Annotated in this window: 27 protein-coding genes and 1 pseudogene; 17 read left to right on the plus strand and 11 right to left on the minus strand. The window is 64.0% G+C overall.

Annotated elements, in window-relative coordinates:
* The first annotated feature begins 65 nt into the window (after positions 1-65).
* Positions 66-671 carry an NADPH-dependent FMN reductase gene (locus FJ950_RS17695; RefSeq protein ID WP_140617723.1) on the plus strand — a complete coding sequence of 202 codons (606 nt, stop codon included), beginning with the start codon at positions 66-68 and terminating at the stop codon, positions 669-671.
* Between the two features lie 334 nt (positions 672-1,005).
* On the opposite strand, the gene FJ950_RS17700 is transcribed toward FJ950_RS17695, so the two are convergent.
* A complete protein-coding gene (locus FJ950_RS17700; protein WP_181171293.1) occupies positions 1,006-1,527 on the minus strand; it encodes a hypothetical protein in 522 nt (173 codons plus the stop codon).
* Positions 1,528-1,601: 74 nt separating this feature from the next.
* Here FJ950_RS17700 and FJ950_RS29825 point away from each other — a divergent pair.
* From FJ950_RS29825 to FJ950_RS17725, 5 genes and pseudogenes are all read left to right on the plus strand, one after another.
* Positions 1,602-1,767: pseudogene (locus tag FJ950_RS29825) on the plus strand (CadC-family transcriptional regulator); the annotation flags it as partial.
* Positions 1,768-2,192: 425 nt separating this feature from the next.
* Positions 2,193-3,119: a DMT family transporter gene (locus FJ950_RS17710; protein WP_140617724.1), complete on the plus strand. Its 927-nt coding sequence runs from the start codon at positions 2,193-2,195 to the stop codon at positions 3,117-3,119.
* Between the two features lie 323 nt (positions 3,120-3,442).
* On the plus strand, positions 3,443-4,924 hold the full coding sequence (locus FJ950_RS17715) for a family 16 glycosylhydrolase (protein ID WP_140617725.1): 1,482 nt from the start codon (positions 3,443-3,445) through the stop codon (positions 4,922-4,924).
* Positions 4,925-4,958: 34 nt separating this feature from the next.
* On the plus strand, positions 4,959-6,695 hold the full coding sequence (locus FJ950_RS17720; RefSeq protein ID WP_140617726.1) for a type I secretion system permease/ATPase: 1,737 nt from the start codon (positions 4,959-4,961) through the stop codon (positions 6,693-6,695).
* Position 6,696: 1 nt separating this feature from the next.
* Positions 6,697-8,016 carry an HlyD family type I secretion periplasmic adaptor subunit gene (locus FJ950_RS17725; protein ID WP_140617727.1) on the plus strand — a complete coding sequence of 440 codons (1,320 nt, stop codon included), beginning with the start codon at positions 6,697-6,699 and terminating at the stop codon, positions 8,014-8,016.
* Positions 8,017-8,082: 66 nt separating this feature from the next.
* Here FJ950_RS17725 and FJ950_RS17730 read toward each other — a convergent pair whose 3' ends face one another.
* Entirely contained in the window at positions 8,083-9,393 is a 1,311-nt protein-coding gene (locus tag FJ950_RS17730; protein WP_140617728.1) for a hemolysin family protein, read from the minus strand.
* Between the two features lie 59 nt (positions 9,394-9,452).
* On the opposite strand from FJ950_RS17730, the gene FJ950_RS17735 reads away from it, so the two are divergent.
* Positions 9,453-9,641: a zinc-binding dehydrogenase gene (locus FJ950_RS17735; protein ID WP_140617729.1), complete on the plus strand. Its 189-nt coding sequence runs from the start codon at positions 9,453-9,455 to the stop codon at positions 9,639-9,641.
* A 7-nt stretch (positions 9,642-9,648) separates the two neighbouring features.
* Here FJ950_RS17735 and FJ950_RS17740 read toward each other — a convergent pair whose 3' ends face one another.
* The gene (locus FJ950_RS17740) at positions 9,649-10,356 is read right to left on the minus strand and encodes an LssY C-terminal domain-containing protein (RefSeq protein ID WP_140617730.1); all 708 of its coding nucleotides are present in this window, start codon (positions 10,354-10,356) and stop codon (positions 9,649-9,651) included.
* 111 nt (positions 10,357-10,467) lie between these two features.
* Between FJ950_RS17740 and FJ950_RS17745 the strand changes: the two genes are divergently transcribed.
* Positions 10,468-11,178 (plus strand): gamma-glutamylcyclotransferase, encoded by a 711-nt coding sequence (locus tag FJ950_RS17745; protein ID WP_140617731.1) that lies wholly within the window; start codon positions 10,468-10,470, stop codon positions 11,176-11,178.
* A 7-nt stretch (positions 11,179-11,185) separates the two neighbouring features.
* Here the strand turns inward: FJ950_RS17745 and FJ950_RS17750 are convergent, their stop codons facing one another.
* The 3 genes from FJ950_RS17750 to FJ950_RS17760 form a co-directional block, all read right to left on the minus strand.
* Positions 11,186-11,992 carry an extensin family protein gene (locus FJ950_RS17750; RefSeq protein ID WP_140617732.1) on the minus strand — a complete coding sequence of 269 codons (807 nt, stop codon included), beginning with the start codon at positions 11,990-11,992 and terminating at the stop codon, positions 11,186-11,188.
* 116 nt (positions 11,993-12,108) lie between these two features.
* Positions 12,109-13,152, minus strand: a complete 1,044-nt coding sequence (locus FJ950_RS17755; RefSeq protein ID WP_181171310.1) for an extensin family protein — start codon at positions 13,150-13,152, stop codon at positions 12,109-12,111.
* A 200-nt stretch (positions 13,153-13,352) separates the two neighbouring features.
* Positions 13,353-13,778: a DUF3775 domain-containing protein gene (locus tag FJ950_RS17760; protein WP_140617734.1), complete on the minus strand. Its 426-nt coding sequence runs from the start codon at positions 13,776-13,778 to the stop codon at positions 13,353-13,355.
* A 142-nt stretch (positions 13,779-13,920) separates the two neighbouring features.
* On the opposite strand from FJ950_RS17760, the gene FJ950_RS17765 reads away from it, so the two are divergent.
* Both FJ950_RS17765 and greA read left to right on the plus strand, forming a co-directional pair.
* Entirely contained in the window at positions 13,921-14,457 is a 537-nt protein-coding gene (locus tag FJ950_RS17765; protein ID WP_140617735.1) for a tetratricopeptide repeat protein, read from the plus strand.
* Between the two features lie 269 nt (positions 14,458-14,726).
* Positions 14,727-15,200 carry a transcription elongation factor GreA gene (gene greA, locus FJ950_RS17770; protein WP_023767588.1) on the plus strand — a complete coding sequence of 158 codons (474 nt, stop codon included), beginning with the start codon at positions 14,727-14,729 and terminating at the stop codon, positions 15,198-15,200.
* Between the two features lie 118 nt (positions 15,201-15,318).
* Here greA and waaC read toward each other — a convergent pair whose 3' ends face one another.
* The 3 genes from waaC to rfaD are packed head-to-tail and all read right to left on the minus strand — an operon-like array spanning position 15,319 to position 18,226.
* Positions 15,319-16,299, minus strand: coding sequence for a lipopolysaccharide heptosyltransferase I (gene waaC / locus FJ950_RS17775; RefSeq protein ID WP_140617736.1), 981 nt, complete (start codon positions 16,297-16,299; stop codon positions 15,319-15,321).
* A complete protein-coding gene (gene waaF, locus FJ950_RS17780; protein WP_140617737.1) occupies positions 16,296-17,303 on the minus strand; it encodes a lipopolysaccharide heptosyltransferase II in 1,008 nt (335 codons plus the stop codon). Before waaF ends, waaC begins: the two co-directional genes overlap by 4 nt.
* Entirely contained in the window at positions 17,276-18,226 is a 951-nt protein-coding gene (gene rfaD, locus FJ950_RS17785) for an ADP-glyceromanno-heptose 6-epimerase (protein ID WP_140617738.1), read from the minus strand. The genes waaF and rfaD overlap by 28 nt, the downstream gene beginning before the upstream one ends.
* 143 nt (positions 18,227-18,369) lie before the next feature.
* Here rfaD and FJ950_RS17790 point away from each other — a divergent pair, with 143 nt between their 5' ends.
* The 6 genes from FJ950_RS17790 to gmhB all read left to right on the plus strand — a co-directional run bounded on the left by FJ950_RS17790 (position 18,370) and on the right by gmhB (position 22,529).
* Positions 18,370-18,606 carry a type II toxin-antitoxin system Phd/YefM family antitoxin gene (locus FJ950_RS17790; RefSeq protein WP_140617739.1) on the plus strand — a complete coding sequence of 79 codons (237 nt, stop codon included), beginning with the start codon at positions 18,370-18,372 and terminating at the stop codon, positions 18,604-18,606.
* 4 nt (positions 18,607-18,610) lie between these two features.
* Complete coding sequence (locus FJ950_RS17795) at positions 18,611-19,012, plus strand: hypothetical protein (RefSeq protein WP_181171295.1); 402 nt, start codon at positions 18,611-18,613, stop codon at positions 19,010-19,012.
* 42 nt (positions 19,013-19,054) lie between these two features.
* Positions 19,055-19,687: a LysE family translocator gene (locus tag FJ950_RS17800; protein WP_140617740.1), complete on the plus strand. Its 633-nt coding sequence runs from the start codon at positions 19,055-19,057 to the stop codon at positions 19,685-19,687.
* A gap of 136 nt (positions 19,688-19,823) precedes the next feature.
* A complete protein-coding gene (rfaE1, locus tag FJ950_RS17805; RefSeq protein ID WP_015316159.1) occupies positions 19,824-21,317 on the plus strand; it encodes a D-glycero-beta-D-manno-heptose-7-phosphate kinase in 1,494 nt (497 codons plus the stop codon).
* 8 nt (positions 21,318-21,325) lie between these two features.
* Positions 21,326-21,898: an SIS domain-containing protein gene (locus tag FJ950_RS17810; RefSeq protein WP_140617741.1), complete on the plus strand. Its 573-nt coding sequence runs from the start codon at positions 21,326-21,328 to the stop codon at positions 21,896-21,898.
* The gene (gene gmhB / locus FJ950_RS17815) at positions 21,891-22,529 is read left to right on the plus strand and encodes a D-glycero-beta-D-manno-heptose 1,7-bisphosphate 7-phosphatase (protein WP_140617742.1); all 639 of its coding nucleotides are present in this window, start codon (positions 21,891-21,893) and stop codon (positions 22,527-22,529) included. Before FJ950_RS17810 ends, gmhB begins: the two co-directional genes overlap by 8 nt.
* A 3-nt stretch (positions 22,530-22,532) precedes the next feature.
* On the opposite strand, the gene FJ950_RS17820 is transcribed toward gmhB, so the two are convergent.
* Positions 22,533-23,327 carry a glycosyltransferase family 2 protein gene (locus FJ950_RS17820; RefSeq protein WP_140617743.1) on the minus strand — a complete coding sequence of 265 codons (795 nt, stop codon included), beginning with the start codon at positions 23,325-23,327 and terminating at the stop codon, positions 22,533-22,535.
* Positions 23,328-23,568: 241 nt separating this feature from the next.
* Entirely contained in the window at positions 23,569-24,048 is a 480-nt protein-coding gene (locus FJ950_RS17825) for an Lrp/AsnC family transcriptional regulator (RefSeq protein ID WP_140617744.1), read from the minus strand.
* Positions 24,049-24,306: 258 nt separating this feature from the next.
* On the opposite strand from FJ950_RS17825, the gene trxB reads away from it, so the two are divergent.
* Complete coding sequence (trxB, locus tag FJ950_RS17830) at positions 24,307-25,281, plus strand: thioredoxin-disulfide reductase (RefSeq protein ID WP_140617745.1); 975 nt, start codon at positions 24,307-24,309, stop codon at positions 25,279-25,281.
* Positions 25,282-25,286 lie beyond the last annotated feature (5 nt).

Here is a 25,286-nt window from a genome sequence, read left to right on the forward strand (position 1 = left end):
TGTCAGTATCACATATAGCGCCGGTATCCAAACGATACCAAAAATTCCCGCAAGGAGAGCCCCTTATGTCCAAGCCCAAAATCGCCATTGTCATCGGTTCGACGCGCGCCGCCCGCTTCGCCGACGTGCCGACGCAGTGGATCGCCAAGATCGCCAAGGCACATGCCGACATCGATGTCGAAATTGTCGATCTGCGCGACTTTCCGCTGCCCTTCTTCGATGAGGTCGCGTCCTCCGCCTGGGCGCCGTCGCAGAACGAAGTCGCACAGCGCTGGCAGAAGAAGGTCGCCGGATTCGACGGCTTTATCTTCACCGCCGCCGAATACAATCACGGCCCGACGGCCGTGCTGAAGAATGCGATCGACTACGCCGCCAACGAGTGGAACAAGAAGCCGGCCGGCTTTGTCGGCTATGGCAGCGTCGGTGGCGCCCGCGCCGTCGAACAGCTTCGTCTCCACGCCGTCGAATTGCAGATGGCGCCGGTCAAGTCCGCAGTCCATATCGCCTGGGGCGATTTCCTGGCCGTGCGCCAGGGCGAGAAGAAGCTCGAAGATCTCGAGCACCTGAATCAGGCCGCCACCGCGCTGGTCAACGACGTCGCCTGGTGGGCCAAGGTGCTGAAGGCCGCCCGCGCCGCCGACGCCATCGCCGGAGAAGCCCAGGCGGCCTGATCCGCCGGATCGGATTGTCCTCCCAAGGGATACGGGGCGGCGCTTGCGTCGCCCTTTTTTCGCGTTCCTGCAAGGAGTTGCGGCTGCGCGAAAGATCTGCATGCAACGCCGCGCCGCCCCTCAGCGCCTCGCAAGCAGGTGAGGGTGCCGCAGACACAGCGCTCTTGCGAAGGCGCCCGTCCCGGGAGCCACGTGCTCGTCCTTTGCCCGAAGAGGGCGGCTCGACCGGCAAGGTCGTGCTGATGCCTCAGTTCCCGAAGGTGCTCGTCGGCAGACTGCCACCTCAAAGGGCGGTCGTCGGTCCAGGTCGGGTCGGCTCCGAATATCGAACGGCTCAAATACCCGCGATCGCGAAAAGCCAGGCCAGGATGTCGAACAACAGAAGGACCAGCGCAATCTGCAATGCCACCCGAAGCCGCTGGATAATGCGCCAGTTGCTGACCATGTCCGCCTTGATGCGAAGGGCGAGCGCGCGCTGCATGGCCGACATGTTTGCCGGCCTGTCGCCGTCGACATATTGATGGAGCAGCTCTTCTGGGTCGAAGCGGAACGTGTATTTGTGGTAGGGCCAAAGCAAGAAGACGATCAGCCCGCCGATGGCGAACAGCAGAACCACCGCGATCCAGTCCCAAAGCCCAAGCCCGTCGGAAAGCGCCCTTCCGCCAAGCAGCGAGTTGGCGAACGCAGTGGCGAAGATGAGGCTGCCGGCGCGGGCGTTCATGTTCTCGACGAGGTTCTGCTGGTGATTGAGGCCTCTCACCGCCTCCTGATAAATGAAGGCAAGGCGGGGATCGCCGTCGGCAAGGTCGCTCGCGACTGCTGTGTTGTTGTCTGCTCTACTGGCAGATTCGTTCATAAGGGTGCTCTATAGCGCGCCAGTGCTGCGTCGTCCTAACTCAAATCTCTTGCCGCCAAAACGTTGGCCGTACAGGACAGCTCCTCGACTCTTCCACCGGCCTCCATTTATGGGCCGACTGTTTTTGACGGCACTCTGGCGGAGATCTTTGATCTCGAGGATCAGATCGCCTCAAACATAGTCGGCGCAATCACGCCGAAGGTCGAGGAGGCTGAAATCGAACGTGCCAAGCGCAAACCGAGATCTTTGCGCTCGCAGCCGAACTGCGCGAGCGCGATGGCAAGTCATGCCTTGGCGAGACAGCTTTCTGAAGCGGAGAAGATGCGCGCCTGCGCGAACTCGATCCCACATTGCGGCTTTCGGACCTCGCGGAGGTGCTGCCCCGTTTCAACGGGTGGAAGACCGTGACAACTATATCGAGGGCCTTCGGAAGGCGGACTTGCCAGAATAGCGCAAAAGCCGGTCCGTCATGCCATGGCCGAAACTCGATGCTCAGATATCCGCTTTCGCGGTCACGCGCCGCTAGACAAGCCGGCAATGGTTGGCGGGCTCGCTGCGAGCTTTCCCAGCCATTCCACAAGTCGCCATGGTTGGACCGCCATATCGGCGGGGCTGCCATCTGGCCCCGCCGGTCCGCCCTGATATATCCGGCTGCGATCCGTCACATGAGGGGCCTCGTGAAGTCATCCAGCCTGGCAGGCGCCGTTTCTCCCATGATCCCGGTGCTTGTCTGCGCGCTTGGCATCTTCCTGCTGTCGGGGATGGACGCGGCGATGAAGGTCCTGGTCCTTGCCGTCGGCGTCTACAACACGGTGCTGTGGCGCAGCATGCTCGCGACCGTGGTTGCCGGCGCCGGCTGGTCGGCGGGACCGCGCACGCTGCCCACGCCTTCCGTGCTCAGGCTGCATGCGCTGCGTGCCGCGGTCGTCGGCTTTGTCCTGCTGTCCTTCTTCTGGGGGCTTGCCCGGCTGCCGCTGGCGGAGGCGATCGGGCTCAGTTTCGTGGCGCCGCTGTTCGCCCTGCTGCTGGCGGCGTTGCTGCTCGGCGAACGCATACAGCGTCAGGCGATCTGGGCTTCGCTGGCCGGCATTGCGGGCGTCGCAATCATCGTCGGTGGACAGTTCGGGCAGACAAGCCATGCCAGGGATGCCTTGCTCGGCACGGCGGCGGTGCTGGTGTCGACGGTGTTCTATGCCTACAATCTGATCCTTGCGCGGCAGCAGGCGCTGGTGGCCAAGCCGATCGAGATCATGCTGTTCCAGAACCTTTGCGTGGCGGTCTTCCTTGGTCTCGCGTCACCCTGGCTGGCCATTACCCTGCCGCGCGAGCTCTGGCTTCCGCTCGCCGGCGTGACGGCGCTGTCGCTCGCCGGCCAATTCCTGATGAGCTGGGCCTATGCGCGGGCGGAAGCGCAGTATCTGATCCCGACGGAATACTCCGCCTTCATCTGGGCGATCGCACTTGGCTTCCTCTTCTTCGACGAGGCGGTGACCTGGACCACGCTGGCGGGAGCGGGTCTCATCGTCACCAGTTGCCTGATCGCGGCACGCTCAAATCCCAGGCTTGCCGAGCCGATCGAAGCCGCTCTCTGATGGCCTAAGCTTCCCGCCCACCATGCGCCGAGGAGGGAGGCTGATGGGCTCGGACGGGTAGCCGTCATCCAAGTAGATCATTCATCTAAGTAGATCCTTTGCAATTTCTAGTTTATACACCATTTTACTAAATATCTTTGCTTAAGCGCCGCTCTTTTCCCGGACAATAAGTATATGTCTTCCGAAAGATCGATGTTATGGTGGATTGTGTAATGATTCCCCGGAACGAAATCGTTCCTTTCAGCATTGATCCGACGTGGCCATCCGGAAGTCCGTAAGCGAACGGTTCGAGGCGGCCATGCCTCACGAGGAGGATGTATCCGATGAGCTTCTTCGTCAACGCCGTGGGTGTTCCTCTTCCCTATAGCGGTACGTCCAACCACTGGTTCTCGGCGCCTGGGGCCGGGCCCGACTTGTATGGCAGCGCGGGAAATGACTCGTTTTACGGAGCGGGCAATCTCAACGTCACCATGCATGGCGGCACGGGCGATGACATCTATTACCTCTATGGGGCGGGCAACAAGGTGGCCGAGGGCGCCGGGGCAGGCATCGACACGATCAGCACGTGGATGAGCTACAAGCTCCCCGCCAATGTCGAGAACCTCATCGTCACAAACCCCAACAACTACGCTTTTGGAAACGGCTTGGACAACATCATCACCGCCAAGGCCGGGCACCAGACGATCGACGGCGGCGCGGGAAACGACGTGCTGATCGACGGCGGCGGCGGTTACGACACGTTCGTCATCTCGAAAGGCAATGGCAGCGACCTGATCGCCAATTTTTCCGCCACCGACACCGTCCGCCTCAATGGCTATGGTTTCACGTCGTTCGATGCCGTTCACTCGAACCTGATCCAGGCGGGATCGAACGTGCTGCTGAACCTCGGATCCGGCGAGATCCTCGAGTTCAAGGACACGACCATCGACAAGCTGCAGCCCAACCAGTTCGAATTGCCGATCGACATGTCCGGCATGAAGCTGTCCTTCAGCGACGATTTCAACGCGCTCAATCTTCATAACGCCCAGGGCGGCACGTGGGATACCAACTTCTCATGGGGAGCGCCGAACGGCAGCACATTGACCAGCAATGGCGAGCTGCAATGGTACATCGACGCCAATTACGGGCCGACGAGTTCCGTCCACCCGTTCAGCGTGAATAACGGCGTGCTCACCATCACCGCCGCGCAGGCACCGGCCGACATCAAGCCCCTGATCAACAACTACGAATACACGTCAGGTATCCTCAATACGCACAGCACCTTCTCACAAACCTACGGCTATTTCGAAATGCGCGCCGACCTGCCCGAGAACGCCGGCGCCTGGCCCGCCTTCTGGCTGCTGCCGGCAGACGGCTCGTGGCCGCCGGAACTGGATGTGGTCGAGACGCGCGGGCAGGACCCGAACTCGTTGATCATGACGGCGCATTCGAATGAAACGGGAACCCACACCAAGGTGACGTCGACGGTAAACACCATGGATACCGCCGGCTTCCACACCTATGGGCTGCTGTGGACGCCGGACAAGCTCGTCTGGACTTATGACGGTGTCCAGGTCGCGGAAGCGGCGACGCCATCCGATATGCACAAGCCCATGTACATGCTGGCCGATCTCGCGGTCGGCGGTCTTGCCGGCGCGCCTCCCGATCATCTGGCGACGCCTGCCGAGATGAAGATCGACTATATCCGCGCCTATACGCTGGACAACGCGCCGGCGAGCGCTTTGCACACCACCACCAGCACCGCCACGCATAGCATCGCCAGCAGCACGCTGCACGGCGGTTCCGAATTCGGGGGCCACGCGTAAGGGCCGGGATCATGCAGCGGCGGGAAATGCGGAAATGACTGGACCGTCCGGCCTGCGTCCGGTCTTCCTGCGCGCTATCGCCGATGTCGGCGTTTTCTCGCTGCTGATCAACATCCTGCTGTTGGTGATTCCGCTCTACCTGCTGCAGGTGTATGACCGCGTGCTGCCGTCCTCCAGCGTCGAGACGCTTGTCTATCTGTCAGCTATCGCGGTGCTCGCGCTCGCCTTCCTCGGGCTGCTGGACGCGATCCGCGCCGTCTACACGCAGCGCGTCGCGGCGACCGTCGACCGCAAGCTGGGTGCCAGCACCTTCGCCGTTTCGCTCGGCGCGAGATATGCCGGCGGCCTGTCGCCGCTGCGCGATCTCGCTTCGGTCTGCGCCTTCATCAGGTCACGCGGCGTGGCGGTGCTGTTCGACCTGCCTTTCGCCCCTGTCTTCCTCGCCTTGCTCTATCTCATCCATCCGGTGCTGTTCTGGGTAACGGTCGCCGGCGCGGTGCTTCTGCTATTCCTCGTCGTGGCCAACCAGCTTGCGATCGGCAGGAACGATGCCTTGTCCGCGGAGTGTTCGGCGTTGGCCAGCCAGGCGGAACAGGCCTTTGCCCGCAATGCCGAGACGCTGCGCGCCATGGGCATGGTGCGGAATGCCTCCCTGGTCTGGGGACGGCACGTGGCGGCGGCGCTCACTTTCCATGACCGTTCCTCGAGCGCCAACGCGATCTTCAGCGGCGCCTCGCGGGCGCTGCGCATGATGCTGCAACTGGCGATCCTCGGCGCCGGCGCATGGCTGGTGCTGCAGGGGCAGATGACGGCCGGCATGATCTTCGCCTCCTCGCTTGTGTCGTCGCGCGCGCTGCAGCCGCTCGACCAGCTGATCGGCGCCTGGCGGCAGATCGCCGACGCGCGGCGGGCGTGGACGCGGCTGGAAAAAGCGCTCGCAATGCGTCCGGCCGAGCCGCGAAAACTGATCCTGCCCGATCCGGCCGGCGCGATTTCCGTGCAGGACGTCTTCTTCATGGCGCCGAACGCCCAACCCGGCACGGAACCCATCCTCAAGCGGCTCAACTTTGCGATCGGCGCGGGCGAAGCGCTGGCCATCGTCGGCCCGAGCGGGGCCGGCAAATCGACACTGGCGCGGTTGCTCGTGGGGGCCGCCCAACCGACCGGCGGCTCAATCAGGATCGACGGCGCCGACCTCAGGACCTGGGACGAGAGCCAGCTTGGAAAGCATGTCGGCTACCTCGCGCAGGAGGTTGAGCTCTTTCCTGGATCGATCGCGCAAAACGTCGCCCGCTTCGACCCGCAAGCGGACGACGCCGCAATCGTCGAGGCGGCAAGGCGCGCCCAGGTGCACGAGCTGATCCTGGCGCAGCGCGACGGCTACCAGACCATGATCGGCCCGTCGGACAGGGCGCTGTCGGGGGGCGAGCGCCAGCGAATCGGCCTGGCGCGCGCCTTCTACGGCAATCCGCGGCTCCTAGTGCTCGACGAGCCCAGCTCCCATCTCGACGGCAGCGGCGAGGCCGCGCTCGAGGCGGTGCTTTCGGCCGCGCGGGCGGCGGGCGTCACGGTCATCGTGATCACCCATCGCCCTTCGATCGCCGCCGCTTGCGACCGCGTGATGCTTTTGCGCGCCGGCATGGTCGAAGCCTTCGGCCCTGCCGACGAGGTGCTGCGGCGCTCGGTGATCGGCAAGGCCCCCCAGCAGAGCACGGTGGTGACCGGGTCATTCGTCCCGACAATCCGCGCGGGTGGCAGTTTCGGATCGTGAGATGACGACACAGAGCCTCGCCTGGGACAGCCAGCCGCGCACCGACATAAGACGCGTGGCCCTGACCGGCTACGTCGCCATAGCGGTGCTGGCGGGCGGCTTCGGCTATTGGGCCGTCAGCGCTCCCTTGTCGGGAGCGGTGATCACGCAAGGCACGATCTCGGCGACCGGCGGAAACATCCGCATCCAGCATCGCGAGGGCGGGATCATCAGGGAATTACCGGTCCATGAAGGCGATCGCGTGCAACAGGGCCAGAACCTGGTCGTGCTGGACCCAACGGCCGCGCAGGCCGAGCTCAACCGGCTGGTGAGGCAGTCGATCGCGCTCAGGGCAAGTGCGGCGCGGCTGGAGGCGGAACGCGACGGATTGGACAGGATGGCGCCCATCACCGAAGCGGCGCCGGCACCTTTCCAGCACGATTTCGAGATCCTGGTTCGCGAACAGCAAAAGGAATTCGACGCCAGGCTGGCCCGGTTCCGGTCGGAAAAATCGATCCTGGCACAACGCGTCGCCATGCATCGGCAGTCGGTGGTGGGGTTGCAGGCCCAGCAACAGGCCATTCAGCAGCAAGCCGACGTCGTGAAGAACGAACTCGGCATCAAGACCGGCCTGCTGGACAAGGGCCTCACCAACCGCACCGAGTACTCCCAGCTATTGCGCAGCGAGGCCGATCTCGTCGGGCAGGCCGGGGCGTTGGAGGCCAATCTGGCGACGGCCAACACCCAGATCGTCGAGGCCCAGGAGCAGATCGAGCGCCAGACCACGCAACGCGTCGAGGAGGCGCTGACGAAGCTGGACGACGTTCGCTCCAATCTGGCCGACGTCGAGGAGCAGACCAGGGCGGCGGAGGCGGTGCTGCGGCGCACGACGATCAAGGCGCCGGCGCCAGGCATCGTGGTGTCGTCGGCCTATAATTCCAAGGGAAGCGTGATCGCCCCGGGCGAAAAGATCATGGAGATCCTGCCCACGGCATCGGGCCTCGTCGTCGATGCAAGGCTGCGGCCGAAAGACCTCGATCAGGTCCGCGTCGGCCAGCCGGCGAAACTGCGGCTATCGGCCTTGAATGCGCGGCTCACTCCCGAGGTCTCAGCCACGGTGGCGCAAATCTCAGCGGACCGGCTCATCGACGAGGCAACGCATGAGCCCTATTTCCGCGCCAAGCTGAGGATCGCGGCCGACCTTCCGTCCGGCGTAAAGCCCGAGCAGCTTTATCCCGGAACGCCGGTCGAGGCGTTCATCAACACCGGTGACCGGACTTTCCTGGAGTATCTGGCGCGTCCGATGCTCGATTCCTTCGCCCGCGCCTTCACCGAGCGGTAGAGATCGCGGTCCGCGCAATATATTGGCCGCCGTCGAGGGCCGCCGGGCCGAACCATGCATATGCCGTCAGCGCACCATCTCGCGGTGACCGCTGGGCAGGCGGGTGGCGATCAGCTTGTCGATGCGGCGGCCATCGAGGTCGACGACCTCGAAACGCCAGCCTTGCGCGTCGACACATTCGCCGGTCGCCGGCAGATGGTGCATGTGCGACAGCACATAGCCGGCGACGGTCTCGTAGTCGCGGTTCTCCGGCAGGTCGATGCCGAGCACCTCGGCCATCTCGTCGGCCTGCATGTAGCCGGCGAGAAGCCATGAGCCGTCGTCGCGCTGGACGGCGTTTTCTTCCTCGCCGGCCTCGAGATCCGAGCGGAAGACGCCGGTGATGGCTTCTAGGATGTCGGCGGGGGTGACGATGCCTTCGAAGTGGCCGTATTCGTCATGCACCAGCGCCATCGGCACGTCGCTCTCCTTCAGCTTCTGCAACACATCAAGCGCATCGGCCTGATCGTGCACGATCGGTGCCGCGCGCACATATTTGCGCGGGTCGAGCGCGCGGCCGCCGAGCAGTGCGGCCAGCACGTCGCGCGTCTGGATGACGCCGATCATGGCGTCCACCCCGCCGTCGCCGGCGGGCAGGCGCGAATGCTGGGTGTCCATCAGAAGCTTGCGGATCGTGGCGTCATCGGACTGCAGGTTGATCCAGTCGACATCGGTGCGCGGTGACATGACGGCGCGCACGGCGCGGTCGCCAAGCCGCATGACGCCGGCGATCATGCGCCGCTCGTCGGATTCGATGGTGCCGTGATGCTCGGCCTCGGCGACCAGCATCTTGATCTCCTCGTCGGTGACCTTTTCCTCGCTTTCGCCGCGCTGGCCGAGCAGCCAGAGCACGGCACGGCCCGAAATATCGAGCAGGAAGACCAGAGGGGCCGAGATGGTGGCCAGGATGGTCATTGCCGGCGCCGCCCGTGCCGCGACCCGCTCGGGATCGCGCAACGCGATCTGCTTGGGCACGAGTTCGCCGACAATCAGCGAGGCATAGGTGATGATGGCCACGACGATGCCGACGCCGAGCGGGTCGGCTATGTTCTCGCGGATGCCTGCCGTAGCCAGATATTGCGCCAGTCTCTGGCCGAGCGTGGCGCCGGAAAAGGCACCCGAGAGCACGCCGACCAGCGTGATGCCGATCTGCACGGAGGACAGGAATTTGCCGGGATTGGAGCCAAGCGCCAAAGCGCGGCCGGCACCCTTGACGTTGCGGTCGATCATCGCCTTCAGGCGAGCCGGCCGTGATGAGACGATGGCGAGTTCGGACATCGACAGAAGGCCGTTCACGCAGATGAGGACGACCACGGTGGCGATTTCAACGTATAGCATGAGGGCTCAATAGCATTGCCGCACGGCTTTCGAAAATAGTCGGCGGCCATTTTAGAAAGATGACAGCGGATGCGGGTGGATTAGACAGCATCCCAGGGCGCCGCGCCTTCGAGCGGAAGAACCTGGCGATCGAGGCGCTGGCGATCAAGCCGGTCATCGACAAGGTCTTCGGTTTCGACGAGGTGCCGCGGGCCTTCGGGCACCTGGAGAAGGGGCCATTCGGCAAGATCGTCATCTCCACGACCTGACCTGCCGTTACGGCAACTGCTTCAGCACGCCGACGATCGCCTTGCCGTCGGTGAAATAAGGGTCGCCGCCGCCATTGCGGCCGCTCCGGGTGGGGCCGATGCCGGCAAGACCGCTGGTCGAGGCCAACAGGCCGGCGGCATTGAGATCGCCGATCATAAAGTCGCGCTCGGCATCGAGGTCGGGACCGATGTGATGAGTGATGGCGCCCGTGTCATGGCTCAGACCGACGCCGCGATCGAAGCTGGCGGCACCCAGCCAGAGCGGCCTGCCATCGTCGCCAACCATATCCGTTCGCCAAAAACGGACGTGATGGCGCCGGTCGGCACTGTCGCCGACCGGCTTTTCGAAAGCGAGTTCCTGGGCGCGGCCTTCGAACAGCAGACGGCTTATCGGTGCGTCGGGATAGGGGCGGGAAAACAGTACACTTTCGCCGATGTCGATGGCGGTTCTCAAGGTGACGGCGTCGGCGGTGTCCCAGCCGGCGACGGCGAAAGCGTGCACCAGCTCCTTCTCCGTGCCGATCAGGCCGACATTGATGGGGTCGCCGGGAATGCCTTGCGACGTGTGGGTGACCATCTCGAAATGCCGATCGCGAAAGCCGCGATCACGGAATGTCCAGAATTCCGGCGCCGCGACATAGGCGAGCGCCAGATAGCCGCCCAGCACGGCCACTACCCAGATCGCAATGCGTCGCTGGAGGCTTCGTTGGCTCATAAAGGCGGCTCGATCCGAGCGCTATCTGTTGCCTGACGGTTCCCTGGAAATCAATGGCCAGAGATGAGCAGACGGTTTATCGTCAGCCATCATTTTTTCGTGGGGGCGGGAATGAAACGGAAGCCGACGGGCCCGAGAACGATGGCGTTGACCGCGGATCTTGTCGCCCGGGTCGAGCGCGTCGAACTGGATCCCGGGCCTGAGCCTGGAACGGCCGAGCACACCAACGCGGAGTTCGATGAGTTGGTCGCTCGACTGCTTGCCGAATATCGGCCCGAAATGCTGTGGGTCTTCGCCTATGGTTCGTTGATCTGGAATCCCGAATTCGTTCCTGTCGAGCAGCGCCCGGCGACGGCGCCTGGATGGCACCGTTCGTTCTGCCTGAAGCTGACGCGTTGGCGGGGCACGCGCGAATTGCCTGCCCTGATGCTGGCGCTGGACCGCGGCGGCAGCTGCAACGGGATCGTCTACCGGCTTCCCGATGAAGATCATTTCGGGCAGCTCGGCCAGCTGATGCGCCGGGAAATCGATGCCAACCCACCAACCAACGTGCCCTGCTGGATCAAGGTCAAGACCAAGGAGGGTCCGCTGCGCGCTCTGGCTTTCGTCGCCGCGCCGGGTGGCAAGGCCTATGCCGGACGGTTGCCGTTGGAGCAGGTTGCGGACACGCTGGCGCGAGCCGCCGGACACTGGGGGTCGTCGGCGCAGTATCTGTTCCGGACCGTCAGCAAGCTGGAAGAAAGCGGTATTCGGGACAAGAATCTCTGGCGCATCCAGGATCTCGTGGCTCGGCAAATTATCGCGTCCACCGGTGACAAATGATCTTTTCCTACCGGCAGGCGCGGTAACCGTTCCTGCGGTTCTTGATGTCGAAATGGAAATGGTTGCGGTGGTCGTAATTGTAGCCGGGGCCGAGCACGGTGGTGAAATACTGGCAGCCGTCGGCGCGCACATTGTTGAGGAAGCCGCGGGTGCGGAAGGCGAACAGGCCGGGTTTGCGCACGTCGATGTCGTCGCCATTGTTGAGTTCGATGCTCATGACATCGAGCGCGTTGCCCTTGCCGTGCTCCGACAGCACGCCTTCGCCGGCAATGTTGCGGCAGGAGTAGCTTGAGCCCTGGTGGATGGTCCTGACGCCGGAGAAATAGCGCCAGCGGGCGGAGGGAACGAGTTCGTTCTTGGTCCAGGCGGCGAAGGTGGCGGCCATGTCGCAGGTCAGGGTCGCGGCGGGTTTCATCTCGATGCTGCCGATAGCCGTGACCTTGACCGGATAGTCGATGCCGCACTGGCCCTCATGGATCGGTGCCAGATCGGTGTAGGCGACATCGAGGCGCTTCAGCTGCTGGCGGCAATCGGTTTCGCTGGCTGGAATCTGCTCCACCGGCGACATCGGCTCGTCCATGCGCGGATAGGCGGCCTGCGTCATGTAGGGATTGGACGGAACAAGCTTCTGCATGCCCTGATATTGCGGCACGGCCGCGGTCTGCGAGCCGACATCGACGGCAGGCTGCAGCGACAGCACGCTGCCGGTGTTGCAGGCGGAAACCGTGGCCAATGCAAGACCGGCGGCCATAAGCGCCGCAGGTTTCAGTTGGTGTGCGGCGGCGAGGAAAACGGCGCGAAATTTGCCGGCCATTGGCGGAATCCTACTTCTGGATATCCGGCATTTTAACGATCAAGGGTAAAGGAAAACTCAGCGTCCGCGTTCATGCCTGCGGCGGAATTGCGGCGGCGATCCTGCGTCAACCGCGTTTATTGGCAGAACGTGCCGCCATGCCGCCGGGGCTCAAGGTCGAGATGGAAGTGCAGCGCGTGGTCGGCGTCGGCGCCTGGGCCGAGCACGGTCTTGAACGGGCCGCAGGCGGCCTTGCGTACGGCGTCGAGGAATTTGCCGTCTTTTTCCGGCGGCGCCGGCCCGACCTCGATCGTCCTGCCATCGGACAGCGTAAAGCTGGCAATGTCGAGCGCGTTGCCGAAAGCATGTTCCGACAGTTTGCGTGTGCCATTGCGCGGCCGGCAGACGAAGGCCGACGCCTGGCCGATCGATTTCAGGTCAGCGCCGAATTCGGCTTTAGCCGCCGGCTGGATGACGTTGGCGGCAAAACGCGCCGCCGCCTCGGCCATCGTGCAGTTGAGCTCGGTGCCCGGAGCAATCGCGATCGATTTGCCAAGCGACTTCAGCACGATGGGGTAGGGGATCGAGCAGCCGATTTCGGGGTTGCTTTCGGCCTTGTGCTCCTCGAATTCGACCCCGAGTGTCTTCAGGCGCTCGCGGCAGGCGACTTCCTCAGCCGGCATCTTGTCGGCGGGAAGATCGGCCGAGCGTGGATCGGGCAGCATCTTCTCCTCGTCACCTGCTTCCGCCGGCTTTGGCGTTGGCTGCGGGGCGACGGCCGGCGGTTGAGGTTCGGGCGTCGTAGTGGCGGGCTTTGGCGTCGGCGTCGGCGCCACGGCAGGCGGCTCCGGCTCGCTTTCGGTTTCGGCTGGTGGTTCCGGTGGTTTCGGGCTTTTCTGATGGGACTCTTCGTCGCTGGGTAGATCGGGGTCCTTGGGCGGGTTGGGCGCCGCGCCGCTCTTTGGATTTTCAGCGTTCTGATCTTGCGACTTTGGGGTGTCCACTTTCTGAGTGTCCACCGGGCGTGGCTCGGGCACCGGAACATCGGGGGACGGCCGAGCATCCTGCGTTGCCGGCGGTGCCGGATTGGGCGCGAGATGCTGCCTGGTTCGCGCTCTCGACTGCCGCTTGCCGCGCGGTTTCAGCGGCTGATCGGCCCGCTGTGTCAGCGGCTGCTCCACGCGCGGGCTCAGCGGCCTATGGTGTTTGTTACGATGTCTGGCGTCGGCCGGCATGACCAGCAGAGCCGTGACGGCCAAGGCCAATGCAATCCTGTACCCTCGGGAAAAGCTCAGCTTTGCCATCATCCACAAAACGGCGCCAGTCGGCCGAAGTTGCCTGGACAGGCGCTTAGACCCGATCACAATCGGTTACCTCCGCGTTACGCGCCGATCGCTTCCAGCCCCTCTTCCAGCCAGTCGGCGAGCAGCGGCATGCCGAGCAGGTATTTCGCCGTGCGCTTGTTGGCGCGCTCGCGCGCCGCGGTTACGGCATCGGTCCATTCCGAGGGGTCGTAGTCGCCGCGGCCGACCCAGGCCAGCGCGATCAGCTCGGCGGCCTCGTCGATATTGAGGTCGTTGATCAGCTCGCGCAGCTCTTCCTCGGTGAGGTTCTCCGAGCTTTCCTCGGCAAGGCCGTCATGGTGGTGGTTGTCATGCGTGTCGCCGTCGAACTCGACCTCGTGTTCGGCGCCGTCGGCATAGTCCTCGTTGACGGCCGCGCTCAGCGCCTTGGCCTTGAGGATGAACAGCCGCACGGTATCGGGGCCGATCGTGAGATCCCAGTCCTTTTCCAGCCGTCGCTGCACGGGCCCTCTCCGTCAGTCGTTTGCCGGATGATACCGGATTTGCGGCATCCGTCACCTCATGTTCTCCAGGCGATCTTTTTCCGGGATGAAACGCGGACCGCTTGGCGTTAGTGTTGCATTGTCACACCCTCAGGAGGTTTCCATGCATAAAAGAGTGCTGATCCAGGCGGCGAGCGCGCTTATCGCTCTGCAGTTCCTTGCCGTTCCGGCGTTCGCCGCGGGCAGCAGTGGTGGTAGCGACCAGACCGTCACCCAGTGCAAGAAAGGCGAGGTCTGGGACAAGAAGAAGCAGAAATGCGTACCGCCGAAGGAAGGCATGCTGGACGACGACAGCATCTACGATGCAGGACATGCGCTGGCGATGGCCGGCCGCTATGACGAGGCGATCTCGGTTCTCGTTCTTGCCGCCAACAAGCAGGATCCGCGCATCCTCAACTATCTCGGCTATTCGCACCGCCATTCCGGCCGCGTCACCGTCGGCCTCGGCTATTACGAGGAAGCGCTGCGCATCGATCCCGATTACACGCTGGTGCGCGAATATCTCGGCGAGGCGCATCTGCAGATCGGCGATCTGGCCGGCGCCCAGCAGCAGCTGATGGAAATCGAAAAGCGCACCGGCAAGGGTTCGCGCGAATACGGCATGCTGTCCGAGCAGATCGACCATTTCATGAGGAGCTGATCGGGCCCTCCTGATGTCTCAAAGCGGCTGCGAGCGATCGCGGCCGTTTTTGTTCGGCTCCGTCCCACGGCCGCCCCTGCTACAAAAGAAGGGATGATTTTTACAAAACCGATTTTTGGGCGTGAAAAGCCCGCAAAGATTGCTATATTCAAGGAAATTGCGGTGAAACGGTTCCGTTAGCCCGAGGCTGCCGGACCGTTTTCTTTTTGTACCCCAACGACAAGGCTTCCCCCGAAATGCGGGGGCGGCAGCAGGAAAGGTCAGGCACTATGAACAAGGTCCCGATGACAGGCGAGGGGTTCGCGTCATTGAAGGAAGAACTGCGTTGGCGCCAGCAGGAAGAGCGGCCTCGCATTATCGAGGCGATCTCCGAGGCGCGCTCGCATGGCGACCTGTCCGAAAATGCCGAATACCATGCCGCCAAAGAGGCGCAGAGCCTCAATGAAGGCCGCGTCAACGAGCTCGAGGATTATATCGCGCGCGCCGAGGTGATCGACGTGACCAAGCTTAGCGGCGAAAAGGTCAAGTTCGGCGCCACCGTGGTGCTGGTCGACGAGGACACCGAGGAGAAGAAGACCTACCAGATCGTCGGCGACCAGGAAGCCGACGTGAAATCCGGCCGCATCTCGATCTCCTCGCCCATCGCGCGCGCGCTCATCGGCAAGGAAGTCGGCGACGCCATCGAGGTGAATGCGCCGGGCGGCGCCAGGGGTTACGAGATCGTCCAGGTGCAGTTCATCTGAGAGCGTCGGCTGGGCGCAGCTCCGCGCTGACAGGTGCTATTCGCGCGAGGTTGGCGCCGCCCCTGCCGGCAGGCAGATGAGGGGCAGCGCCAACCCTGCCAATCGTTCGATCGAAAATTCAGTCTTTCCCGGTAGTTGTCCGCCTAAGCTCTAAAAGTCGTTCAGCTTCCGCCATCACTTCCGAGGGCGTCACGCGCCTGTCACCAGGCGCCAGCAACGTCGACGCATACGGCCCGCGCGGTCCGGTCAAACCCGGCTCCGTCGCCAGGAACACGGCGACCGTCGGCAGGCCGAAGGCGCTGGCGAGATGGGTCAGCCCGGTATCGGCGCCGATGACCAGGGTCGAGCGGCCGAGGATGGCGGCGATGGCGTCCAGCGGCGACTTTGGCACCGCGACCGTGGCTGGCACGGCCTTGGCGATCGCTTCGGCCACCACCTTCTCCCGTTCGTTCGACCAGGTTGTGACCGGAATCATGCCGCGCTCGACCAGCAGGCGGGCGGTTCCGATCCAGTCCTCGACCGGCCATTTCTTGTCCTCGCGGCTGGTGCCGTGCAGCAGGAACGCGGTCCTGCCGTCGATGCCGGCGATCATGCCCGTCGGCGCCACGATGCCGGAGTCGAGCGTCAAAAGGTCCGGCCGATAGCCGAGCGCCAGCCCGAACAGCCGCCGTGTCCGCTCGATGGCGTGCAGGTCGCGCGCCACCGCATAGGTGATATCATAGAACAGCGTCGCCGAGGGTTCGCGCACGCTCGACCGGTCGAAGCCGGCGATCGGCGCGCGCGCCTGGCGTGCCACCAGGGCAGACTTCAGCAGGCCTTGCGCATCGATGACGAGGTCGTAGCGGCATTCGCGCAAGGTTCGGCGCAAGGTCGCCGCCTCGCGCCAGGTGTTCGCGTCGAAGAGGTTCTTTCGCCAGCGCCTTATCGCCACAGTGTGGATGGTGCCGATAGCCGGATGCAGCGCGAGGATGCCGGCAAACGCCTCCTCCACGCACCAGTCGAAAGCGATATCGGGCCGTGCGCGGCAGGCATCCTGAAGTGCCGGAAAAGTGTGGATGACATCGCCCATCGACGAAGTCTTGACGATCAGTACCTTCATGCCGCGGCCGACACTTCCAGCAGGCGGTCCGCTGCCGCGGCGACCTGCGCGATCTCCAATGTCTTCAGACAGTTGAGATGACCGAGCGGACAGATTTTCCGGTGGCAGGGCGAGCAGGACAGGCCGAGCCAGACCAGTTCGCGATGCTCCGCCAGCGGCGGCGTGTTTTCAGGCGAGGTCGAGCCATAGACGGCCACGATGGATGTACCGACGGCGGCCGCGACATGCATCAGCCCGCTGTCGTTGGAGACCGCGAGCCTTGCCGCCGCTATCAGGTCGATGGCGTCCTCCAGCCGCGTCTGGCCGGCGAGGTCGACGACGCCGGGCGCAAGGGCTGCGATCTCCGCCGTCACGTCGCGGTCGTTCTTCGAACCAAACAGGGCGACCTCTAGGCCCTTGGCCATGAATTCGCGGGCAAGGCCGGCATAGCTCTCGCTTGGCCAGCGCTTGGCCGGGCCGAACTCGGCCCCGGGCATGAGGGCTACGAATTTCCGCGGCGCCAGGCCGAAACGATCGAGCAGGGCGGCCTGTTTTTTCGCGTCCACGGTCAGCCGGGGGGCGCGGAAGTTGCCACCCTGGGCGAGGCCGAAATAGGCCTGCGCGGTGCGTCGTTTCACGGCATCGGGCAGCGGCACGATGTCGGTCAAGAGGCCGTAGCGCATTTCGCGCAGATGGCCGAAACGGCGCGGAATGCGGGCAAAGAACGGGATCAGCGCCGACTTCCAGCTGCCCGGCAGGACATAGGCCATGTCGTAGCGGCCGCGCAGCAGACGGCCGAAACGGCGGCGATGGCTGAATTCCAGCGCGCCGGGCTTCAGCGGAAAGTCGATCTGCTGTCGGATTTCGGGCATGCGCTTGACCAGAGGTGCCGCCCAGGCGGGCGCCAGCACGTCGATCGCGGCATCGGGATGGAGTTCCTTCAGCGCCGAGAACAGGCACTGCGCCATCACCATATCGCCCACCCAGCGTGGGCCGATCACGAGGATCGTTGGGCTTTCAGCCATTCGACATAGTCTCTGACGCCGGTTTCTACAGTGCGGAATTGCCCGTTATAGCCGGCCGCGCGCAAGCGGGACATATCAGCCTGGGTAAAACTCTGATAGCTGCCCTTGAGGTGGTCGGGGAAGGGGATGAACTCGATCTCGCCCTTGCCCAGCGTGTCGATGACCGTTTCGGCGATCGCACGGAACGGCTGGGCGCGGCCGGTGCCGCAGTTGAAGATGCCGCTGGCGCCGCGCTTCCACAGCCACAAATTGACGTCGGCGACATCGCCGACATGGATGAAGTCGCGGCTCTGTTCGCCCGGCCCGAAGCCATCGTAAGCGCCGAACAGCTTTGGATTCTCGCCGCGCTCGACCTGGTTGAACAGATGGAAGGCGACCGAGGCCATGGCCCCCTTATGCGCCTCGCGCGGGCCATAGACATTGAAGTAGCGCAAGCCGGCGACCTGCGAATGATCGCTGTCGAAGACCGTGCGCCTGACATAATCGTCGAACAGTTTCTTGGAATAGGCATAGACGTTGAGCGGCCGCTCCAGCGCCGGCTCCTCGCGAAACTCGGATCCGCCGCCATAGACCGAAGCGGAGGAGGCGTAGAGGAAGGGCACGCGCAGCGCCTGGCAGGCATGCAGCAGCCGTTTCGAATAGGCGTAATTCACCTCCATCATGAACTTGCCGTTCCACTCGGTGGTGGTCGAGCAGGCCCCCTGATGGAAGACGGCCTCGACACGGCCAAGCGAGCCCGCCTCCATGCCGGCCAGGAAATCGTCCTTGTCGAGATAGTCGGCTATCGTCAAATCGGCCAGGTTGGCGATCTTGTGGCCGTCGGTGAGGTCGTCGACGACCAGGATGTCGTCATGGCCTTCCGCATTGAGCGCGGCGACGATGTTGGAGCCGATCATGCCGGCGCCGCCCGTGACGATGATCATGAAGGCCTCTGGTTGCGTGCGATTCCGGTCCTTATAAGGGAGGCTGGCCGGGCTGTCGACAAAGCAGGCAGTCGCTCGGGGCTCGCCCGCTCAGGCTTGTCTGTTTTGTCCATTTTGTCTATTATGGGCAAACGGAGTTTCCAATGAAACACTATCCATCCACTGATCTGAAACAGAATCTCGGCGATGTGCTCGCGTCTGCCAGCCAGCAGCCGGTCTCCATCACTCGTCACAACAAGCCGAGATACGTCCTGATGAGCATCGAGGCCTACGAAGCGCGCTTCGGCAACGATAGCCGTCGCGTCTACGCGGCCGAGGATGCACCGCTGCAACATGTCGAGATGCTGGAGGAGTACGCCGCGGAATTGGACCGTGATTAAACCAGTGGCCGCGGACGTCTGGCGATATCCATATCTGTGGCATCGCCAACATGGAGACGGCGAGACCGAAGGCCGCAAGGCGAGGTCTGTCGCCTTCGTCGCCGTTCTTCCCGGAAAAGCCGAAGGGACGAACCTTTTCATCCATGCAATCACCTCCACCCAGCCGGGCCGTGATCGCGTCGCGGTTGGCGTTCGTGAAATTGAACGCCGCCGCGCCGGCCTTGACGCTATCCCGCTTTGGATCGTAGTCGACGAGTACAATCACGATATTCTGGAATCGTCGGCTTATTTCGAACCGGGTGCGCGTATCGGCGCATTCAGTCCGTCATTCCACAAAAAAGTCATGTCGGCTTTCATGGCAACTGTTCGCGCAGGCCAATCCAAAGCCATCCCACGGGCTGACTGAAAGGCCTGCGATCGGACAGGGCAGGATCATGAGGGACAAGAAATGCCGCCGACCGAACTGCTGATCGCGTTTTTCGCCACCACGGCGATCTTCGCCTACATTCCGGGTCCCGCCATGCTTTATGCCGCCGCGCAGACGATGGCCCGGGGGCGCTGGTCGGGGCTGACGGCGGCACTCGGCATTCATCTCGGCGGCTATGTCCATGTCTTTGCCGCCGCGGCCGGCTTGTCAGTGCTGTTCCACGCCGTGCCGCCGCTCTACATGGCCGTCAAGCTGGTCGGCGCGCTGTACCTGATCTGGTTGGGTATCTCGCTGTTTCGCAAGCGCGTGGAGGGCGACGTGGCGCTGCCGGCAATCACCCGCAAATCGGCCCGCCGGGCGTTTTTCGAGAGCATCACGGTCGAGGTGCTCAATCCCAAGACCGCGATCTTCTTCATGGCGTTCCTGCCGCAGTTCATCGATGCCTCGGCGGGGTTGCCGGTCTGGATGCAATTCGTGGTGCTGGGCACCATCGTCAACCTGATGTTCTCCTCGGCAGATGTCGTGTGCGTGTTCCTGGCCGGCCTCGTGATCGGCCGGCTGCGGCGTTCGAGCCGTGCGCAGCGGCTGATGCAGAGGGCCGGCGGCGCGGTGCTGGTCGGGCTGGGCGTCCACGTCGCCTTGCAGAAGGCCTGACCTGTCCGGGTTTGCCTCCGCCCCGGCGTTGCGCTGGTGCCCAATTGCGGTATATCGGCAGGCATGACCGGTCGGCCTCGCAAATCTGGTGTTTCGACTTATCCGAGATCGGCGTTTCCCGCGCATGGCAGATGACATGATCAAGCACAATCCACCTTCACCCGAGCCCCTGCACCGCGCCATTGCGCGCTTCGGCGACGTCGCCGTGCTGGTGGTCGGCGATATCATCCTCGACCGCTTCGTCAACGGCGTCATCGAGCGGATCTCGCCGGAGGCGCCGATCCCGGTGCTGCATGGGCGTGGCGAAAGCTCGGCCATGGGCGGCGCCGGCAACGTCGTGGCCAACATCGTCTCGCTTGGCGCGCGCGCCATTCCGGTCTCGGTGATCGGCACCGATCCCGCCGGTGACAGTCTGGTGCGGATGCTGGGCGAGCTTGGCGCCGAGACAGTGGGCCTTTCACAGCAGCGCGGCCGCATGACCTCGTCAAAGAGCCGCTTCAGCGCGCTCAACCAGCAGGTGCTGCGTTTCGACGAGGAAGAGATCAAGCCGCTCGGCGAAGCGGAACGGGCGGAGCTGATCCGCCGTTTCCGGAACGCATTGCAGCAGGCCGACATCGTTATCCTGTCCGACTACGGCAAGGGCATATTGCTGGACGGCGTCGCCGCCGAATTGATCGCCATCTGCCGCGAGGCGGGCAAGCCGGTGCTGGTCGACCCGAAGGGCCGCGACTACGCGCGCTACGCCGGTGCGACCGCCGTCACCCCCAACCGCAAGGAGCTTGGCGAGGCCGTCGGCCATGCGGTGTTCGCCGATGACGAGATCGTTGCGGCGGCACGGGAACTGATTGCGGCGCATGGCTTCGACTTCGTCGTCGCCACGCGCAGCGAGAAGGGCATGAGCGTGGTCGGTCCCGACGAGGCGAGCCACATCGCCACCCAGGCACGTGAGGTGTTCGATGTCTCGGGCGCCGGCGATACGGTGATCGCGAGCTTCGCGCTGGCGCTTGCCGCCGGTGCCGATCCTGTCGCCGCTGCCTCCATCGCCAACGCCGCCGGCGGCGTCGTGGTCGGAAAACGCGGCACCGCCCGGCTGAGCGTCGAGGAACTCACCGGCGCGCTGTTCCGCTCGCACGGACCGACCGCGCACAAGGACGCTATCCTGGACGCCACTTCGGCCGCGCGCATGGTGGCGGGATGGAAAGCGGAGGGCCTGAGCGTCGGCTTCACCAATGGCTGCTTCGACATCCTGCATGCCGGCCATGTCAGCCTGCTGCACGCGGCGCGCAGCCAGTGCGACCGGCTGGTGCTCGGCCTCAACAGCGACGCCTCGGTGCGGCGGCTGAAAGGGCCGGGCCGCCCGGTCAACGACCAGCATGACCGCGCCTGCGTGCTTGCCGCGCTCGCTTCGGTCGATGCCGTCATTGTCTTCGATGAGGATACGCCGCTGGCTCTGATCGAGGCGCTTCTGCCCGACATACTGGTCAAGGGCGCCGACTACACGGTCGACACCGTGGTCGGCGCCGATGTGGTGCAAAAGGCGGGCGGGCGCGTCGTTCTGGTCGATCTCGTCGCCGGCAAGAGCACCACTGGCACCATCGGCAAACTGCGCGCCGGCGGCGCCACCAACTGAGGGAATTCATGTCCGAATTGAACGACTACCTGGTCCGCTCGGCGGCCGCCATCACTGCCACGGTCGAGCGAGATCTGACCGGCGAGATGGACCGTGCGGTGAATGCTGTCGTGGCGGCGCTTTCCCAGGGAAAGGCCCTGCTGGTCTGCGGCAATGGCGGCTCGGCCAGCGACGCCATCCATATCGCCACCGAACTGGTCGGCCGCTTCCTGAAGGAACGCAAGGCCTACAATGTGATCGCACTGCCGGCCAACGCCGGGATGCTGACCGCCTGGGGCAATGATTACGGCTTCGACACGGTGTTTTCGCGCCAGGTCGAAGCGCATGGCGCCGCGGGCGGCGTGCTTTTGGCGATCTCGACCAGCGGCAATTCGCCGAGCATTCTCGCCGCGGCCGAACAGGCGCGCATGATGGACATGACGGTGGTCAGCCTGACCGGCGATACCGGCGGCAAGCTCAAGCCGCTCACCGACATCCTGCTCAACGTCCCCTCGACCTCGACGCCGATCATCCAGCAGGGCCATCTGTGCCTCTATCACTATCTGTGCGAGGTGGTCGAAGCGCGCCTGTCGAATGGCTGACGATACAGCGCCGTTTCCGCTGGCCGAGCCGGGCTTGTGGGTGGAGCAGGTCGGCGGGCGGGTTTTTCCCGCACGCTCGCCGGCGCTGTTCCTGGACCGTGACGGCACCATCAATGTCGACACCGACTATCCCAGCGACCCGGACGAGATAGAACTCAGGCCGCAGATGCTGCCGGCGATCGCCGCCGCCAACCGGATCGGCATTCCGGTGGTCGTGGTCACCAATCAGTCCGGCATCGCGCGCGGCTATTTCGACTGGGGCGTCTTTGCCGCGGTAAACGACCGCGTGCTCCATTTGCTGGACAGGCAGGGCGCGTTCGTCGACATGGTGCTGGCCTGCGCCTATCACGAGGCGGGCGTCGGGCCGCTCGCCATAACGGACCATCCGATGCGCAAGCCCAATCCGGGCATGCTGATCGAGGCGGGCAGGCGCCTTGATCTCGACCTCCAGCGCTCCCTGATGGTCGGCGACAAGCTGGCCGACATGCAGGCGGCCCAACGCGCAGGGCTGGCACAGGGCTGGCTGGTCGACGGTGAGGCGGCGCTTCAGCCTGGCTTCGCCATCAGGCGCTTGCATGACGACCACGATCTCGGCGGCCTGCTCGCCGCCATCGACGCGCTCGGATCGTAGGGCCTACGCCTGGTCGTTTTGCTGCGAGGCTTCGTAGAGCTTGGCTTCGGTGGCGAAGGAATAAATCATCACCGACATCGAGTAGACGAAGCCGTGCCGGCCACACAGGAAGTAGCGCTTGGCCAGGTAGAATTTGAGGAAGTTGCCGAACGGCGACAGCACCAGCCGCACCAGGCCGGGCTTCTTGCCTCTCTCGACCAGCGTCACCGCCTTGAGGCTGGAATAGGTGTTGGCCCGGGCAAGATCCTCCTCGACCGATATTTCACGGCGATGCAGCAAGAGACCCTCTTCGATCGTGTCGGTCTCGCCCGGCACGTGAACGGATTCATGCACCCGCGCCGTTAGATCCATGCTGGCGCCTTCCCTGCGGAAAAGCCTGAGCAGCCTGTTGTGCAGCACCCAGCGATGGGCATAACCGTAGCCCTTCAGCCAGTCGCGGCGGCGCATGTACCATCCGCTGGCCTTGCCGCCGGCCGCCTGGGTGATGGCCACGATCGACCGCCGCAACCGGTCGTCGACGCGCTCGTCCGGGTCGATCGAAAGGCACCAGGGCTGGTTGGCGTGGTCGAGCGCGAATTGCCGCTGGCGGGAGAAGCCCTGCCAGTCATTGTGCAGCAGCGTTATCGGATAGCCCCTGGCGATATAGCTTTCAACGCATTCGACGGTGCCGTCCGTCGAGCCGGAATCGACGATGATGATCTCGGCACAGAAATCGATGCTTTCCAGGCACGGGCCGATCATATCAGCCTCGTTCACGCAGATGATCAGCGCCGAGACCGGGCTTGCAAAACGGGTCATGGTCCCCTTCCCATGGCGGATTCTTCCCGGAATATACGCTGCTGGCGCCATCTGTTCTCAAGCAATTCCGGGCGGAAAACCGTTACACATGCTGGAATGCTCGGGAAACCAATGAAGCGTCAGTCGAGCGGCGAATCCGGCAGAGCCGTCCAGCCTTGTACATCAGCGTCTTTCGAATACCAACGCGGCACCGGTGTGGCGAATGCCGGGAATTTGCCCATCGCGCAGGCGTTCGCCTGGCTCAGGAGCGCTCGAACGACACCAGGCCCTCATCCTTGACGCGGCGGATGGTGAGCGCGGTGCGCACCGTGTCGACGTTCGGCGTCGAGGTCAGTTCCTCGATGACGAAGGTCTGGAAGGCGCCGAGGTCGCTCGCCACGCAATGCAGCAGAAAGTCGGATTCGCCCGACACCATCCAGGCATCGCGCACGACCGGCCAGCCGCGCGTACGCTCGGCGAAGATGCGCAGTTCGGCATCGGCCTGGTGATGCAGCCCGACCAGGCAGAAGGCAACGACATCGAGGCCCAGCGCCGGGGCGTTGAGCAGCGCGCGGTAGCCGCGGATGATGCCGGCTTCTTCCAGCCGCTTGACCCGGCGCAGGCAGGGCGGTGCCGAAATGCCGACGCGGCTCGAGAGCTCGACATTGGTCATGCGCCCGTCCGACTGAAGCTCGCGCAGGATCTTCCAGTCGATGGCGTCAAGATCGGCCTTGAGGGGCATCAGGGTTCTCGATGATCAGTGTGGCGCAAGAATCTTTCGCTATTTTGTAATTAAACGACTTTTGCGTCGAAGCCAGCCCTCGTCGACGCGATTGTGGACAGGTACCGGCCATCGCGTGAATACCCATAATGGGCCGAAGCTTTCCGGGGACGACGGTCCGTTCGTCTTGCTGGCGTGGTTGGCAGCCCTTACATTAAGCGCGATATTCCACGTCTTTTTCCAAGGCACACTCGCTGTCCGCCCCCGCAGAGGCTCCAAATGACCACCAAGCACGCGCCCGTTCTCATCATCGGTTCCGGTCCGGCCGGCTATACGGCGGCGGTCTATGCCGCGCGCGCCATGCTGAAGCCTATGCTGGTCGCCGGTCTGCAGCAGGGCGGCCAATTGATGATCACCACGGATGTCGAGAACTACCCCGGCTTCGCCGATCCGATCCAGGGGCCGTGGCTGATGGAGCAGATGCTCAAGCAGGCCGAGCATGTCGGCACCGACATCATCAACGACATTATCACCGAGGTTGACCTCAACGTGCGGCCGTTCCGCGCCAAGGGCGATTCCGGCACGACCTACACGGCCGATGCGCTGATCATCGCCACCGGCGCGCAAGCCAAGTGGCTGGGCATTCCGACCGAGCAGGACTTCATGGGCTTCGGCGTTTCCGCCTGCGCCACCTGCGACGGCTTCTTCTATCGCGGCAAGGATGTCGCGGTGGTCGGTGGCGGCAATTCGGCGGTGGAGGAGGCGCTCTATCTGTCCAACCTCGCCAAGAGCGTCACCGTCATCCACAGGCGCTCGGATTTCCGTGCCGAACGCATCCTGCGCGAACGGTTGTTGAAAAAGGACAATGTCCGCGTCATCTGGGACACGATCGTCGACGAGATCACCGGCCGCCCCGGCAAGGCACCGCTGCCGCCTTCGGTCGAAGGGCTGAAGCTCAGGCATGCCGTGACCGGCGCCGAGAGCCACCTCAAGATCGACGGCGTCTTCGTGGCCATCGGCCATGCGCCCGCGGTCGAGCTGTTCGCGGGCAAGCTGAAGCAGAAGTCGAACGGCTATCTGTGGACAGCGCCGGATTCGACGCGCACCGACGTGCCCGGCGTATTCGCCGCCGGCGACGTGACCGACGATATCTACCGGCAGGCCGTGACAGCGGCGGGGCTGGGCTGCATGGCCGCGCTCGAAGCGGAAAAGTATCTGGCCGGCATCGAGGTACATCGCGAAGCAGCGGAATAAGAGCC

It is taken from the genome of Mesorhizobium sp. B2-3-14, from assembly GCF_006442175.1.
GTDB lineage: Bacteria > Pseudomonadota > Alphaproteobacteria > Rhizobiales > Rhizobiaceae > Mesorhizobium > Mesorhizobium australicum.

Coding starts and splice junctions, on each gene's coding strand:
- FJ950_RS17695 (WP_140617723.1), top strand. CDS start 66: ATGTCCAAGCCCAAAATCGCCATTGTCATCGGTTCGACGCGCGCCGCC.
- FJ950_RS17700 (WP_181171293.1), bottom strand. CDS start 1,527: ATGAACGAATCTGCCAGTAGAGCAGACAACAACACAGCAGTCGCGAGC.
- FJ950_RS17710 (WP_140617724.1), top strand. CDS start 2,193: ATGAGGGGCCTCGTGAAGTCATCCAGCCTGGCAGGCGCCGTTTCTCCC.
- FJ950_RS17715 (WP_140617725.1), top strand. CDS start 3,443: ATGAGCTTCTTCGTCAACGCCGTGGGTGTTCCTCTTCCCTATAGCGGT.
- FJ950_RS17720 (WP_140617726.1), top strand. CDS start 4,959: ATGACTGGACCGTCCGGCCTGCGTCCGGTCTTCCTGCGCGCTATCGCC.
- FJ950_RS17725 (WP_140617727.1), top strand. CDS start 6,697: ATGACGACACAGAGCCTCGCCTGGGACAGCCAGCCGCGCACCGACATA.
- FJ950_RS17730 (WP_140617728.1), bottom strand. CDS start 9,393: ATGCTATACGTTGAAATCGCCACCGTGGTCGTCCTCATCTGCGTGAAC.
- FJ950_RS17735 (WP_140617729.1), top strand. CDS start 9,453: ATGACAGCGGATGCGGGTGGATTAGACAGCATCCCAGGGCGCCGCGCC.
- FJ950_RS17740 (WP_140617730.1), bottom strand. CDS start 10,356: ATGAGCCAACGAAGCCTCCAGCGACGCATTGCGATCTGGGTAGTGGCC.
- FJ950_RS17745 (WP_140617731.1), top strand. CDS start 10,468: ATGAAACGGAAGCCGACGGGCCCGAGAACGATGGCGTTGACCGCGGAT.
- FJ950_RS17750 (WP_140617732.1), bottom strand. CDS start 11,992: ATGGCCGGCAAATTTCGCGCCGTTTTCCTCGCCGCCGCACACCAACTG.
- FJ950_RS17765 (WP_140617735.1), top strand. CDS start 13,921: ATGCATAAAAGAGTGCTGATCCAGGCGGCGAGCGCGCTTATCGCTCTG.
- greA (WP_023767588.1), top strand. CDS start 14,727: ATGAACAAGGTCCCGATGACAGGCGAGGGGTTCGCGTCATTGAAGGAA.
- waaC (WP_140617736.1), bottom strand. CDS start 16,299: ATGAAGGTACTGATCGTCAAGACTTCGTCGATGGGCGATGTCATCCAC.
- waaF (WP_140617737.1), bottom strand. CDS start 17,303: ATGGCTGAAAGCCCAACGATCCTCGTGATCGGCCCACGCTGGGTGGGC.
- rfaD (WP_140617738.1), bottom strand. CDS start 18,226: ATGATCATCGTCACGGGCGGCGCCGGCATGATCGGCTCCAACATCGTC.
- FJ950_RS17790 (WP_140617739.1), top strand. CDS start 18,370: ATGAAACACTATCCATCCACTGATCTGAAACAGAATCTCGGCGATGTG.
- FJ950_RS17800 (WP_140617740.1), top strand. CDS start 19,055: ATGCCGCCGACCGAACTGCTGATCGCGTTTTTCGCCACCACGGCGATC.
- rfaE1 (WP_015316159.1), top strand. CDS start 19,824: ATGATCAAGCACAATCCACCTTCACCCGAGCCCCTGCACCGCGCCATT.
- FJ950_RS17810 (WP_140617741.1), top strand. CDS start 21,326: ATGTCCGAATTGAACGACTACCTGGTCCGCTCGGCGGCCGCCATCACT.
- gmhB (WP_140617742.1), top strand. CDS start 21,891: ATGGCTGACGATACAGCGCCGTTTCCGCTGGCCGAGCCGGGCTTGTGG.
- FJ950_RS17820 (WP_140617743.1), bottom strand. CDS start 23,327: ATGACCCGTTTTGCAAGCCCGGTCTCGGCGCTGATCATCTGCGTGAAC.
- FJ950_RS17825 (WP_140617744.1), bottom strand. CDS start 24,048: ATGCCCCTCAAGGCCGATCTTGACGCCATCGACTGGAAGATCCTGCGC.
- trxB (WP_140617745.1), top strand. CDS start 24,307: ATGACCACCAAGCACGCGCCCGTTCTCATCATCGGTTCCGGTCCGGCC.